Origin of the sequence: Pseudoalteromonas sp. MSK9-3 (assembly GCF_003590335.1) — a bacterium.
Taxonomy (GTDB): domain Bacteria; phylum Pseudomonadota; class Gammaproteobacteria; order Enterobacterales; family Alteromonadaceae; genus Pseudoalteromonas.
Genome location: NZ_MIET01000025.1, coordinates 37,066 through 49,995, shown reverse-complemented (window position 1 = coordinate 49,995; position 12,930 = coordinate 37,066). Strand labels below are relative to the sequence as shown.

General features: G+C 40.4%; 15 protein-coding genes. 2 read left to right on the top strand and 13 right to left on the bottom strand.

What is annotated here, in order from left to right; all coding sequences use genetic code 11:
* The 4 genes from apt to BGP78_RS10225 form a co-directional block, all read right to left on the bottom strand.
* On the bottom strand, positions 1 to 546 hold the full coding sequence (gene apt / locus BGP78_RS10240) for an adenine phosphoribosyltransferase (RefSeq protein WP_010365019.1): 546 nt from the start codon (positions 544 to 546) through the stop codon (positions 1 to 3).
* A 364-nt stretch (positions 547 to 910) separates the two neighbouring features.
* A complete protein-coding gene (locus tag BGP78_RS10235) occupies positions 911 to 1,651 on the bottom strand; it encodes a DUF2063 domain-containing protein (protein ID WP_119861311.1) in 741 nt (246 codons plus the stop codon).
* On the bottom strand, positions 1,651 to 2,490 hold the full coding sequence (locus BGP78_RS10230) for a DUF692 domain-containing protein (RefSeq protein ID WP_182912264.1): 840 nt from the start codon (positions 2,488 to 2,490) through the stop codon (positions 1,651 to 1,653). The genes BGP78_RS10235 and BGP78_RS10230 overlap by 1 nt, the downstream gene beginning before the upstream one ends.
* A 47-nt stretch (positions 2,491 to 2,537) precedes the next feature.
* Positions 2,538 to 3,026, bottom strand: coding sequence for a hypothetical protein (locus tag BGP78_RS10225; protein WP_040697910.1), 489 nt, complete (start codon positions 3,024 to 3,026; stop codon positions 2,538 to 2,540).
* 154 nt (positions 3,027 to 3,180) lie between these two features.
* Here BGP78_RS10225 and BGP78_RS10220 point away from each other — a divergent pair, with 154 nt between their 5' ends.
* Together BGP78_RS10220 and BGP78_RS10215 are read left to right on the top strand one after the other, a co-directional pair.
* Positions 3,181 to 4,167: a tRNA-dihydrouridine synthase gene (locus BGP78_RS10220; protein WP_119861359.1), complete on the top strand. Its 987-nt coding sequence runs from the start codon at positions 3,181 to 3,183 to the stop codon at positions 4,165 to 4,167.
* Between the two features lie 35 nt (positions 4,168 to 4,202).
* Positions 4,203 to 4,553, top strand: a complete 351-nt coding sequence (locus BGP78_RS10215; RefSeq protein WP_119861310.1) for a conjugal transfer protein TraR — start codon at positions 4,203 to 4,205, stop codon at positions 4,551 to 4,553.
* On the opposite strand, the gene BGP78_RS10210 is transcribed toward BGP78_RS10215, so the two are convergent.
* The 9 genes from BGP78_RS10210 to BGP78_RS10170 form a co-directional block, all read right to left on the bottom strand.
* Positions 4,543 to 5,535, bottom strand: a complete 993-nt coding sequence (locus BGP78_RS10210) for a hypothetical protein (protein ID WP_119861309.1) — start codon at positions 5,533 to 5,535, stop codon at positions 4,543 to 4,545. The two genes, BGP78_RS10215 and BGP78_RS10210, sit on opposite strands and share 11 nt — an antisense overlap.
* 59 nt (positions 5,536 to 5,594) lie before the next feature.
* On the bottom strand, positions 5,595 to 6,854 hold the full coding sequence (locus BGP78_RS10205; RefSeq protein ID WP_119861308.1) for a tetratricopeptide repeat protein: 1,260 nt from the start codon (positions 6,852 to 6,854) through the stop codon (positions 5,595 to 5,597).
* An 11-nt stretch (positions 6,855 to 6,865) separates the two neighbouring features.
* On the bottom strand, positions 6,866 to 7,480 hold the full coding sequence (locus BGP78_RS10200; RefSeq protein WP_010365005.1) for an energy transducer TonB: 615 nt from the start codon (positions 7,478 to 7,480) through the stop codon (positions 6,866 to 6,868).
* Positions 7,480 to 7,884: a biopolymer transporter ExbD gene (locus BGP78_RS10195; protein ID WP_010365003.1), complete on the bottom strand. Its 405-nt coding sequence runs from the start codon at positions 7,882 to 7,884 to the stop codon at positions 7,480 to 7,482. The genes BGP78_RS10200 and BGP78_RS10195 overlap by 1 nt, the downstream gene beginning before the upstream one ends.
* 14 nt (positions 7,885 to 7,898) lie before the next feature.
* Positions 7,899 to 8,423 (bottom strand): MotA/TolQ/ExbB proton channel family protein, encoded by a 525-nt coding sequence (locus BGP78_RS10190; protein WP_010365001.1) that lies wholly within the window; start codon positions 8,421 to 8,423, stop codon positions 7,899 to 7,901.
* Positions 8,423 to 9,787, bottom strand: a complete 1,365-nt coding sequence (locus BGP78_RS10185) for a MotA/TolQ/ExbB proton channel family protein (RefSeq protein ID WP_119861307.1) — start codon at positions 9,785 to 9,787, stop codon at positions 8,423 to 8,425. The genes BGP78_RS10190 and BGP78_RS10185 overlap by 1 nt, the downstream gene beginning before the upstream one ends.
* A gap of 7 nt (positions 9,788 to 9,794) precedes the next feature.
* On the bottom strand, positions 9,795 to 10,565 hold the full coding sequence (locus BGP78_RS10180; protein ID WP_119861306.1) for a DUF3450 domain-containing protein: 771 nt from the start codon (positions 10,563 to 10,565) through the stop codon (positions 9,795 to 9,797).
* Positions 10,566 to 10,975: 410 nt separating this feature from the next.
* A complete protein-coding gene (locus BGP78_RS10175) occupies positions 10,976 to 11,656 on the bottom strand; it encodes a CatA-like O-acetyltransferase (protein WP_259386269.1) in 681 nt (226 codons plus the stop codon).
* A gap of 50 nt (positions 11,657 to 11,706) precedes the next feature.
* Complete coding sequence (locus tag BGP78_RS10170) at positions 11,707 to 12,747, bottom strand: Glu/Leu/Phe/Val dehydrogenase dimerization domain-containing protein (protein ID WP_119861305.1); 1,041 nt, start codon at positions 12,745 to 12,747, stop codon at positions 11,707 to 11,709.
* Positions 12,748 to 12,930 lie beyond the last annotated feature (183 nt).

The following is a 12,930-nucleotide window of genomic DNA, read 5'->3' as shown; positions in this document are numbered from 1 at the left end:
TTATTCGCCTTCGAACTCAACCAAGGTGAACACGTTAATGCCTAAACCTTTAACACGCTCTTCACCACCAAGGCCTGGTAATGAAATAACAAATGCACCATCAGTCGCTTTACCGCCTAAACGTTCAACTAGTTTTGCTGTGGCTTCAATCGTACCACCCGTTGCTAGCAAGTCATCAACGAGTAATACTTTATCACCTTCAACAATAGCATCAGTATGAAGCTCTAGTGTGTCTTCACCATATTCAAGTTGATAAGATTGGCTGATCACTTCTCGTGGTAATTTTCCTGGCTTACGCACCGGAATAAACGGAATACCCAATGCGTATGACAAAGGCGCACCAAAAATAAAACCACGAGACTCCGTCCCGATTATTTTTGTGAACCCTTGGTCTTTGTATTTTTCGATAAAGCAATCAATGGTTGCTTTAAGTGCTTCAGGGTTTGCGAGTAACGTTGTTACATCGCGGAACATAATACCTGGTTTAGGGTAATCAGGGATCGTTGCGATACTGTCTGCAATTAAAGACAAATTAGCTTTAGTCATAATTAGGAACTTTGTTAAATAAATTATCAAAGAAGTGATTATAACAAGAATGACCAAACATGAAATGCCAGTCGCTATGTTTATCAAAAACAAACCAAATAACTGGTCAAACAAGCAACAAAAAAGGTTGCAAATATGCAACCTTTTTCACAAGGGTGTCATTTACTTATGCGCTTAAGCTGATCCAACCTAAAATCGCATTTAAACAACCAACCACAGCAAACACCGCTAGAAATGCAAAAAAGTATGTTGCATTGAACGGATCTTTGAAATCACCTTCAGACATAGTAATTACCTTAATTATTAGCACGACAAAACGGGGCACATCATAATCTATCTGATATAGTCAATAAAGGTGTAAATGTCAGTTTTTTGAAGCAATAATTTTTAATTCAGCCATTGCATTCAAAGTTTGCTGTGCGCCAGCACTTAATTGCTCATAACTAAATTGAGGTAATTGTATCGCAACCTCTTCAACCAAGGTTGCCAATGTAATGCCTGGGTTTTGCTCTAACTGGTTAAGTAACAATGCCGTCATTGGATTAGATGAAATAAATGCCACTTCCTCATCAGTATCTCGGTATACGACAAAGTAATGCGGTTGTTCACTGGCATTAACAGGCATGAAATCCTGACTAATTTGATGCACCGGGAACATGTAACTTAAGTTTCGTGCGGTGTCGCGTAAATATAAAGGCTGTGATGCCCAGTCGGTAATGTCACAGTAATCATCTGTACTCTGATAAACTGCCACATCTAACTCGACCCATTCATAATGGGCCAACTCAAGCATAAACGCAGGGTCCTGCTCAGTTACATCATATGTATGCTGTAAAAAAGCTAAAAACTCTTTGCTAATATCTAAAAAGTAAGGGCTTTTGCAATCATGTAGGACAAAAAACTGCCTAACTATTGCTAACCAGCTGGCGTCTTCATAGAGACTTTTTAAAACTGGAAAGGCTGAGGCAACAAACCCTTCAATATTATTAAAAAATAACTCGTTATATATTTTAATTCTACGCTCAGACACATCGTCTGGCTTTGCATTGTGCTCTGGGTTACGAATATGCGCCATAAACGCCTGCTGTACTTCGATAAAAGACATTAAGCAACCCCTTTACTATTCAGTTGAGCAGCTTGTAGTGCATGAATATGGCTTAACTCTGCACTGAGTTCTGCAATATCAGGAATATTAAAATCCCTTTCTAGCAAAGTTGGAAAGACGCCATGATGCTGATATGTTTTGGCAAGCAGATCCCAAACAGGATCACAAACAGGTGCACCATGTGTATCAATTAATAAATCTTCAGCTTCGACAAAATGGCCTGCAACATGACCATATGCAATACGGTCGGTTGGCATTGCTTGCATAAATGCTAACGCGTCATAGTGATGGTTTATACTATTCACATAAATATTATTCACATCTAATAGTAAATCGCATTGTGCTTCTTCTAATACCGCCAAAGTAAATTCAAGCTCTGACATCTCTTGCCCTGGTGCGGCATAGTAAGACACATTCTCAACCGCAATCTTGCGCTCTAGAATATCTTGCACTCGTCGTATTCTATCAGCAACGTGACTAACCGCTTCTTCTGTGAATGGAATGGGCATCAGATCGTACATATAACCACTGCCAGAGCAGTAGCTCAAGTGCTCGCTGTACAATAAAATATTATGTTCATCGAAGAATTGTTTTAATTCTTTTACAAATGCCACATCAAGTGCATTTGGTGAGCCTAATGACAATGATAAGCCGTGGCAAATAAACTGATGCTGCCGGGTTAGCGCCTTAAACTGCTTGCCAAATTTCCCCCCCATTTTTAACCAATTTTCAGGGGCTACTTCAAAAAACTGAGAATGAGCTGGGGGCGACAATAAAAAATCGTCCAACATTTCTCGTCTTAACCCTAGGCCGACATTTCCTAATGGGGACTGCAACATCTCTTCTCCTCATTTGGGGTAGCCAGCGCTACCCCAACTCTCTGTGCTTAGTGTGAACCACCACACTTACCTTCTCCACATTTACCTTCTTTTTTACCTTTTGCGTCACCGCCGCATTTGCCTTCGCCGCACTTACCTTCTTTTTTGCCTTTTGCGTCACCGCCGCATTTGCCTTCGCCGCACTTACCTTCTTTTTTGCCTTTTGCGTCACCGCCGCACTTGCCTTCGCCGCACTTACCTTCTTTTTTACCTTTTGCGTCTCCGCCGCATTTGCCTTCGCCGCACTTACCTTCTTTTTTACCTTTTGCGTCGCCGCCACATTTGCCTTCGCCGCACTTACCTTCTTTTTTACCTTTAGCATCGCCACCACACTTACCTTCACCACACTTGCCTTCACCTGCATCTAACTGGTAGCCCGCAGTCATAGTTTCAAAGCCAAATGGATTAGCGCTCGCTTCAGGAGCAGCTAAGCCCGCAGTACCGACTACAACAGCGCCTAACGTTAATGCAATAGAATTTTTCTTAATAGTGTTCATGCTGGATTCTCTCTGTGAAATAAACGATTCATTGAATAGACCATATGCCCAAGTAAAATCTTTCACTAAAAAATCAAAAAAAGCAAATTTATGCTTAGAAAGTCTCGCATAGTCGTTTAAAATGGCGGCCCTTTTTGTTGTATGAAGTAACATGATGAAACTCGTTTTAGCCCCTATGGAAGGCGTTGTAGACTTTAAAATGCGCCAATTGTTGACCGATATTGGTGGCTTTGACTTATGTGTCACAGAGTTTATTCGCGTGGTCGATCTGACCTTTCCACGCCGTGTGTTTACACGCTATTGCCCTGAGCTATTAAACAAAGGTAAAACTCGTGCGGGTACACCCGTACGAATTCAGTTACTCGGTCAAGTGCCCCACGCTTTAGCAAGCAATGCTAGAAAAGCAATAATGTTAGGTTCTCACGGCATTGATTTAAACTTTGGCTGTCCAGCAAAAACCGTCAATAAAAGTAAAGGCGGTGCCGTTTTACTTAAAGAACCTGAATTAATGTATCAAATCATTAAAGCGGTGAGAGAAGCGGTACCGAGTGAGCATCAAGTAAGTGCTAAAATTCGTTTAGGCTTTGATGATGACAGTAATAGTACTGAAATTATTGATGCGGTTCAAAGTGCTGGCGCATCAAGCTTAGCCATTCATGCCCGAACTAAGCGAGATGGATATAAGCCACCCGCCTATTGGGAGAAGATCCCACCTCTATTGAAGCGATTAACCATACCCGTAGTGGCTAATGGAGAAATTTGGCAAGTTGAAGACGCTTTATTATGTCAGCAACGCAGTGGTTGTGAAGATCTTATGCTTGGACGTGGTGCGCTCGCAACGCCAGACTTAGCTGCAAAGATTAAAGCTAAGATTAACAACGAATGCTATGAGCCTCTACAATGGGAGCACGTCATTTACCATATTCTTCACTCATCTATGCACCAAGACCCAACCGCCAGCGAAAAGTATTTTTCGTCTCGTACTAAACAGTGGCTAGGGTACTTAAAACGTCAGTACCCACAAGCTCATGATCTTTTTGATGAAATTAAAACGTTCAAAGCCAAACAAGATGTAGTGAGTGTGTTGGAGAAATATGCAAAACAACCAAGTCTTGATTCAAATCATACAATAATTGCTTAAAGCTGATGATAATAGTCGTTCACAGGAGAACGACTATGAATACAAAACAGACTGGGAACTACCAACTTAAGTTAAAAAATGAACTCGAATGCGTGCGGGATCAGTTCTTATCTGAACTCAAGCAGTCAAAACACCCCTATACTGGTGAACTCGCACTCTTATTAGAAAAAAGCTCGCCCAATGAGTGGCTGGATCTAATTGCCAGTAAACTCTCTTCTGAGCAATTCCCTCGCTATCGACGTTTGGTACAATTAGAAGCTGCATTGTGCCAAATAGAGATAGGTCAATTTGGCTACTGCTGTGACTGTGAAGCCCCCCTATCAAAAGAAGAGCTACAACAAGATGCTGCTACGCAACGATGCCATCGTTGCCGGCCTAAGAACTAAACATAACAAATGGCGTAAGTGAAAAAATAGTGGCTGGGTACAACACTGTACCTTCTACAAGCCTATCTGCTTCAAAATCTGTCAGCCTTAATCTTGCTTGTAGGGTCACTCTTGCTTGTTGCTTTGACCATCCTTGGTAATGTAAACCGATATCAATTTCCATAAGTGATAAAAATAGCCGCGTGATATCAGAGTTGTGTGTCACGGCACAGTGTTTTGCAGTGGCTGGTAAATTGGTATAGGCATCAACCCAATTTAACCCTTGCACTAACTCACAATGCGATTGTAAATAACTCAGTGCGACATGATTTGCTTTCGTTATCGGCAACTCCAATAGAACCTTTTTACCACGATGCGCTAATTCTGTTTGAATCTTATTTAGCGTTTCATTCGGTGATTTGCTCATACCATAATAATAGTTTAACTTACTTTGGTACCATTCTTTACCATTCGGGTGCTGGTAAAGCCCTAAACGCGTTCGCGGTTTATATTGGGCTAAATATGCTTTTAGCTCATTCGCTTCATCAGAAGCCTCTTCAATATAGCCACTTAAAGTGTTCCTTTCATACCTTGAGAGCAGAATTTTGCTTTCTTTTGCATCTGAGAGCCGCTGTACAACAAATGTTGACCAATGCTCTACGCTAGCATTTTTTGTGGTTAAATTGCGCAATATATTAGTCTGTGCAGGCCAAGGTAAAAACCGCTCAGGGTATCGCTCTTGAATTTTTAGGTACGCTAACTCAGATTGCTGTGACACATCAAAACTTGTGATGTCTGCACGCTCGTAAAGAAAATGTCTTTGTTTTAAATAGGCTTCACTAAAAGGCAGAGTTAGTTTATCTGGCTCTATTACTGTTCCATCTAACACACTATTATTCACTTGCAGGCTACTACGGAGTTCATCAAATGAAATAGGTGTGTGGGAATCACAGCCAACAAGAAACAATAAGAGAAATAAAAAGTACTTCGGTGGGCATATCATGATTGAATTCACATAATAAAAATTAGGGCCAAAAAAAAGCCCCTTACGGGGCTTCTATACTAGATTTTCACGCCTTTGCGTTGTGCTTTGTCTTTAATAAACGTCGCCCAACCTTTTGCAAATTTACGAGTACTAGGATCTTCTTGTGCTTTAACAATTGCTTGATATGCTTTTTTATACTTTTCTTGGTATAAATAAGCTTCAGCTAAGTCGGTATATGTTGTCCCTTTCTTTTTAACACCTAATTCTAACGCTTTGTTTAATTTCTTAACCGCTGCGCTGAATTTTTGCTCTGTAAGTAAAAGGCTACCCGCTTTTCTATAAAGCTCAGCATCGTCGTCAAACTTTGCCGCTTCTTCATAAAACTTTGCTGCTGTTTTCAAGTTTTTTGCTTGATGATAATAACTAGCAGTTGCTAATACATTCTTTTTAACACGTTCGATTTTCCCGTCTTTGATTGCCTTTTCAAAAACAACCGCAGCTTTATATGGGATCTCGTTTAAAGAATAATAGCTACCCAAGATCTTATAGTGATTTTCTTTTTCAAAATAGCCTTTTTTATAGGCTACTTCCATGACAGTCTGACCTTTAGCATACTGTTCAGTCTGCATGTAAAAAGAACCCAAACGTACCCACATCTGTGGATCTTCAGGAAACAATCTAACTAGCGTTTCACCAACTGCTACCGCTTTGCTGTACTGCTTAAGCTCAAAATATGCCCCAATCTTTATCATATGATATTGTTTGTTAGGCTCTTTATCTAGCTCAATCGCTTTATTAGCAGGTGCTTCAACTTTACTATATTGTTTAAGCTCGTAATAACTTTGGGCAATACGTGCATAAACTTTGCCGTCTTCTTCTCCGGTAAAGTCCATCCAGTCATTATATGCCTTAATCGCACCTTTAAACTTACCAGTACCAACCAATAAGTCACCAAGTAACTTAAATTGTTCAGCTTGATCTTTAAAGTTAAGTGCATCTAGCGCAATTGCTGAGCGGATATATTTAATAGCCTCAGCGTAATTTTCTTTTTGCGCGTACATGCTACCTAAATAGCGATTAACCGTTGCTTTATCAAAATCATTTGATGGATCAAGCTCTTTTAATGAAGCTATAGCTTCATCAATTTTGTCTTCGTTGTACAAGTCAAAAGCTTTAACAACTTTCTTACCTGTACGCTCACCCATGATTTTGGTTTTGGCGTTTTTACGTTCTTCAATCTTAGCATAATCAGGAGCAGCAATAGCGGCTGTGCTATAGACAGTCCCTGATAAAGACATAAGTAAAGCAAGAGCTGTAGCTTTCTTTAAGTGCGTCATTTCTTGCCTCCTTAATCTTGGTTAAGTTTAAAGTCTAGTTGAACAGTAAGGCCAGGTTGTTTCTGAGGCTTGCCGTCAACAATTTTAGGTCGGTATTTCCATTTACGTAACGCTCTAACCGCTTCACGGTTAAAGATACGCTTAGGTTCAGCTGCGATAACTTTTACGTCATCAACGCCACCTAGCTCGTTAATTGTAAATGAAAGTTGTACCCAACCTTCTTTACCATCACGCGCAGCTTGTGTTGGGTACTTAGGCTCAATTCGAACAATAGGTGTAGCATCACCATCACGTCCAAAAGCGCCAGGACCACTAAGACCACCAGCTGTACCCCCTAAGTTGATGCTAGGCATATTAAAGCCAATCGCACCCGCTGCAGGGTTTGCATTTTCAGGTTGAGGCGGCTGCGGTTTAGGCGGCTGCTTCGGTGGAGGTGGCGGTGGAGGCGGAACACGTTTCCGCTCCTGCACCTCTGATTCAGGCGGATTCGTCAAAATTTCGACAACTATCTGCTCTTTTTGCTCATTTGATCTATCAGCACCGCCGGAGATCAAATAAGACATAAAAAAGAACAAGCCGAAAGTAACTGCCCCACCTGCAATCAGTGAAAACAGAAAACGAATCATTACTTAGCTCCAGCGATTGAAATCTTAAGACGGTCATCAGTCGCCTTAATCGCATCCATTACTTTCACAACTACACCGTGTTTAGCACCTTTATCCGCTTGGATAATGATGGTTTCAGTTGGTTGTTCAGCAATAATACTTTCAAGGTTTGCACTAACACGTTCAACATCTACTTGACGCTTGTCCATCCAAATCTCACCATTTTCACGGATAGCGATAAAGACGTTAGCATTCTTGGTCTGTTGAGCTTGAGCAGCCTTAGGCTTCTTAACTTCAATACCCGCTTCTTTCACGAAAGAAGTGGTAACGATGAAGAAGATCAGCATGATGAATACGATGTCTAGCATCGGTGTCATATCTACTGCAGCTTCTTCGTCTTCACGAAAACGTTGTTTACGTGCCATATTTATTTCTCTCTCTAGTGATGTGGCAGACTGTCCACAAGGCTTGCTTTAGCCACTTTCGCTCTTGCTTCAAGGCGAGTGCTAAAGAAAACACCTGACAGTGCCGCAACCATTCCAGCCATCGTTGGTACCGTTGCCATTGAAATACCTGATGCCATCAAACGTGCATTACCAGTACCTTGGGTAGCCATAGTTTCAAAAACTGTGATCATACCTGTTACGGTTCCTAGTAAGCCTATTAATGGACACATAGCTACCAATGTTTTGATAATCAACATACGCTCATCTAATTTCTCAGACGCTTCAGAAATCCATGCATCACGAATTCTGTGTGCGTACCAAGACGTTGTGTCTTGGCGGGCATCCCACTTAGCTACAATATCCGCTTTCATTTTCGGGTATTCAGCTAGTAGGAACCAATAGCGCTCTATCATTAAAACCCACATAAGAAAGAGTGCCATCGCGACCACGTATAATACTTGGCCGCCTGTGCCAACAAAATCCCTGATAGATTCCCAGGTCTCCATCAGGACTAGCATTAGGCTTTCTCCTTCTCCGCGTGCGCTGCAACGATGCCAGCACTTTGCTCGTCAAGGATATGTAGTACAGATTTACTACGGCCTGCAACGATAGCGTGTAATAGGATTAGAGGTAGAGCAGCAATCAGACCTAGAGCGGTAGTTACTAGCGCTAGAGAGATGTTACCTGCCATGATTTTCGGGTCACCAGTACCAAATAACGTGATTGATTCAAACGTCATGATCATACCTACAACCGTACCTAGTAGACCTAGTAAAGGTGCGATAGCTGCAAGGATCTTGATAATGTTGATACCAGCTTCTACACGTGGTGTTTCACGTAAAATAGCTTCATCAAGTTTAAGCTCAAGGTTTTCAACATCTTGGTTTTTGTTATCTTGGTAAACTTTCAAGATACGACCAAGTGGGTTGTTTGCGTTAGGAGAGTTAAGGTTTCTCAGCTGTGCTTTTATTTTTGAGCTTACTAAGAATAAATCAATAAATCTAATAAGCGCAATTAATGCACCAACAGCAAGTAATGCTGTGATGATATAACCAACTTCTTGACCTTGATGCCAGCGTTCTTCAACTGTCGCACGCTGCGTGTTCAAACGTAAAATTGAACCTCGAGTCGGGTCAACGTAAAACTTAGCGTAAGAACCAGCAGCAGCGCCTAAAAGTTCGTTTGCTTGGTCAAGTACATAACCGTCAGGCTGCTTACCTAAAGGTACGATAGCTTTGTTTGCTGCATCATAAAGTACATAGCCGTCTTTAGTAACAAGGTTGAAGTTACCAACACGCGTTACTTGCTTAACTTTTACTTCACCGCTTAACTCAGCTACCTGAGCTTCAAAAGTAGATACTTTTGCAGATTCAGTCATCTCAGTTTGGAAAGCAATCCAAAGCTCTTCTAACTCACGAGTAGTTGGAAGTTCTTTAGCAGCTGCCAGTGAACGAAGTACTTCAGCACGTCCCGGCTTTTCTGCACTTACTAGTGATGCTTCAATTGAACCAATTGCTTCTGATGCAGAACGACGAACAACACCGAACATTTCACCTAAAGTACCAGTGGCATTGTTTAGTTCAACTTCTTTTTCAGCAAGTGTAATTTCATTTTGCTTAAATTCTTTACCTAAACGCTCACCGCGTGCTTTTTCAGCCGCTAGCTCACGCTTAGCTTTATTGAATAAAGCTTGTTTATCCGCACGTGCAGACAAGAACTCTTGCTCGCGCTTTTTGTTGATGCTGCCTTCAGAAATACGCGTTTGCTTTACTTCTTGAAGGATTTTGTCTAGTGCTTCAGTATTTGCATGAGCATTAAGCGCGGCACCTGCAGAAACAGATAGTGCTGCAGCAACTGCAAAACCTTTAAATAGTTTCTTCATTTTTATATTACTCCGCGCCAAAGATTGGTAATGCAACAAGATCTGGGGCTGCCTGATTACGAGCGATACGGATCATATCTTTAATCGGCTTAAGGTATTCTTCACCTAATACATCCCACTGTTTTGCATCGTTGTTCCATACCCAAGCGTGTTTCATATCAAATGACTGCGCTACGTAAGCAATACGACCTAAACGTGCAAAATCAACGTTAATATTCTTACCGTCGATTTCTAGAGAACCTTGTGACGAAGCAATACCTGAACTGTAACCAGTTTCAACAGTATATGCTTCTAGCACTTGGCGGAATTTTTCTGAAGTAGTTACTTTAGAATTAGAAAGCAAACCACGAAGTTTTTCAACTCGACCCATACGAGTATCAGTATCAAACGGAACGTCCGCTTTGATGAATTGCTCAAGCGTATCGATCATGCGATACATCAAAGGCACAACGTCTTGTTTGGTCTTTTCGATTGTTCCGATCTGACGGTCGAAAGACTCGATACCTGCGCGCTGGTCCATAACCAAACGCTCAACGTGATCATTATAAACTTTAAGAAGTTCAGTTTCGTCTACAACACCACGATATTCGCCGATCAACTCTTGAGTTTGACCGAAGATGTTGTCGATTTTTTCTTGAGACTTTTGAGCAGCCTTTTGAGTTTGTTGACCTACTTTTTGCAAGTCGTTCAAAGGATCTGCAATCACATTGCTGCTTGCAAATGCTGTAGCACCTAAAAGTGCTGTAGCTACAAGACTCTTTCTGATTTTAACAGACATAGTTCCCAACCAATTAAGTAATGTTACTTTTATAATTTTATCACCCTTTACAGAGCAACCCTGATATCTTTTAACAGATATCAACTGTCCAATAATGCTAAATGCAAGTCCATGTGTCAACTTCACAGGCAAAACAATTTTTGTTGACAATAAAAAATAAACTCGATGTAAAACAAAAAATTAACAAGCATTTTTTACAGTAAAGCCTGTAGCCTTTGATTATAAAGCAGTTAAGCTATCTTATTTACAATTTATTACAACACAACAAAATATTGTAATGGATTTATATTATTCGTAAAAAACAAACCCACCCCATTGAATTAAAAGAAATTTATTATGATTCATAAAAAAATTTATTGTTATTTTTTCACTAACAAACAGCTAACGCCATAAATGACTAAAAAACAACCTTAGTTTTTAGTTAACTTAAGTATTTGATTCTCAATCTCAGTGATTAATTTAGCGACATGTACCCCATCCATAAGACCATGATGAACCTCTATATTTAACGGGATCGTACCAATTTCTTGATTGAACTTTCCAAATACAAACTTAGGGATACCACTGTCTTGTGAACGCGCGAAAACAGCATGGCTAAAGCTCGTAAAGCTAAACCATGGTAATATAGAAACATACACCTGATTTAAATCACGAGCTCTAGACAAAAATGCATCATTAAATAAGGGAAGTTGTAGGTGACTCTCTTTTGACAATTGCGCATTCCTTGCAAAAGAAAAAATATCTGAATGAGCCTCTAACGGTACAAAACGAAATGTCTCGTCCTCTTTTAAAAATACAGTACTGAGAGTGACTGTTTCTGTCACAACAACCTCGTCATCTGTAATTCGATACCTGATGGGCTCATATGTTTCAATTGCCTGAGATAAACAATACAAATAACAATGAGTGAATGACACTTTATGTCGCTTAGCAAACTCATGTAATCTGCCAATCTGTAAATCGACCGTCACATTAAAGTTGGGTTGCTCAAACTCTTTATAAAAAGCAAAGTGTGCAGAGCGGGGCCAACTTGCTTTATCAATCACCTTCATAATATATCCAATAAATAGCCACTCAACAAAAAAGGACATGCTAAGCATGTCCTTTTATCTGATCTAACAAGTAGTAATTAACCTGTTTATTATAGTCCGTTACTGATGATCTCTTGTGCCAATGCATCAGCAATAATGTGAGTTGATTTCTGCTCTGATTCAGACCGCGAAAAAATCTCTGCTAAAGTGTCAAAAATACCTTCAACGTGTTTAGTAGATAACGCTTCATTATAGCCTTCAGGCTTGGTTTCGTAATAAACATTGATAATACCGCCAGCGTTTATTACATAATCTGGTGCATAAAGTACGCCTTTTTCACGTAAAATCTCACCATGACGACATTCAGCCAATTGGTTATTTGCACAGCCTGCGATAATACTCGCTTTAATACGAGGAATTGTTTCATCGTTTATTGTTGCTCCTAAAGCACACGGAGCATATACGTCGACATCTAAGTCGTAAATTTCATCAATACCTACCGCTGTTGCGCCAAAGTCTGTTACAACTCTGTCAACTGACGCCAGATTAATGTCAGTAACAAACAACTCAGCACCCGCTTCATGCAAATATTTACACAAACCATATGCAACGGCACCAAGACCTTGCACTGACACTTTAACACCTGATAAGTCTTGGTGACCGTGCTTGTGTTGATAAGCAGCTTTAATCCCTAAGAACGTCCCTAAAGCAGTAAATGGTGATGGGTTACCACTTTTACCTTCGAGACCTAATACATAGTTTGTCTCTTGATTCATTACCATTACATCACCGGTGGTAATATTCACGTCTTCAGCCGAATAATAGCTGCCACCTAAACGCTCTAAATGCCTACCAAATGCTTTGAACAATGCATCCGATTTTATGGTCTTAGCATCACCGATAATAACCGACTTACCGCCACCAAATGGTAAGCGTGCAACAGCGTTTTTATACGTCATACCTTTAGATAGACGCAGTACATCATATACAGCGTCTTCATCTTTAGCGTAGTCCCACATACGACACCCACCAACGGCAGGTCCTAACTTCGTGTTATGTACAGCAATAATTGCTTTAAGGCCTGAAGCCTCGTCGGCACAAAATACAACTTGTTCATGATTATCAAATTCAACTTGGTTAAAAACAGCCACTTTATAGTTCTCCGAAATTTTTAGCCCCTAAGGGACGAGTAGCGCTGAAACTGGCAAAACTCTATCACTATCTGTTTTGCGTTACTAGGAAATGAGATGATCAACCTACAATTTGAAACATATTCAAATACCCAATGCTGAAAAATAAAAATAACAACATAGTTTAGCCAAAACATGATTGAA

Coding starts and splice junctions, on each gene's coding strand:
- apt (WP_010365019.1), bottom strand. CDS start 546: ATGACTAAAGCTAATTTGTCTTTAATTGCAGACAGTATCGCAACGATC.
- BGP78_RS10235 (WP_119861311.1), bottom strand. CDS start 1,651: ATGTCTTTTATCGAAGTACAGCAGGCGTTTATGGCGCATATTCGTAAC.
- BGP78_RS10230 (WP_182912264.1), bottom strand. CDS start 2,490: ATGTTGCAGTCCCCATTAGGAAATGTCGGCCTAGGGTTAAGACGAGAA.
- BGP78_RS10225 (WP_040697910.1), bottom strand. CDS start 3,026: ATGAACACTATTAAGAAAAATTCTATTGCATTAACGTTAGGCGCTGTT.
- BGP78_RS10220 (WP_119861359.1), top strand. CDS start 3,181: ATGAAACTCGTTTTAGCCCCTATGGAAGGCGTTGTAGACTTTAAAATG.
- BGP78_RS10215 (WP_119861310.1), top strand. CDS start 4,203: ATGAATACAAAACAGACTGGGAACTACCAACTTAAGTTAAAAAATGAA.
- BGP78_RS10210 (WP_119861309.1), bottom strand. CDS start 5,535: ATGATATGCCCACCGAAGTACTTTTTATTTCTCTTATTGTTTCTTGTT.
- BGP78_RS10205 (WP_119861308.1), bottom strand. CDS start 6,854: ATGACGCACTTAAAGAAAGCTACAGCTCTTGCTTTACTTATGTCTTTA.
- BGP78_RS10200 (WP_010365005.1), bottom strand. CDS start 7,480: ATGATTCGTTTTCTGTTTTCACTGATTGCAGGTGGGGCAGTTACTTTC.
- BGP78_RS10195 (WP_010365003.1), bottom strand. CDS start 7,884: ATGGCACGTAAACAACGTTTTCGTGAAGACGAAGAAGCTGCAGTAGAT.
- BGP78_RS10190 (WP_010365001.1), bottom strand. CDS start 8,423: ATGCTAGTCCTGATGGAGACCTGGGAATCTATCAGGGATTTTGTTGGC.
- BGP78_RS10185 (WP_119861307.1), bottom strand. CDS start 9,787: ATGAAGAAACTATTTAAAGGTTTTGCAGTTGCTGCAGCACTATCTGTT.
- BGP78_RS10180 (WP_119861306.1), bottom strand. CDS start 10,565: ATGTCTGTTAAAATCAGAAAGAGTCTTGTAGCTACAGCACTTTTAGGT.
- BGP78_RS10175 (WP_259386269.1), bottom strand. CDS start 11,656: ATGTCCTTTTTTGTTGAGTGGCTATTTATTGGATATATTATGAAGGTG.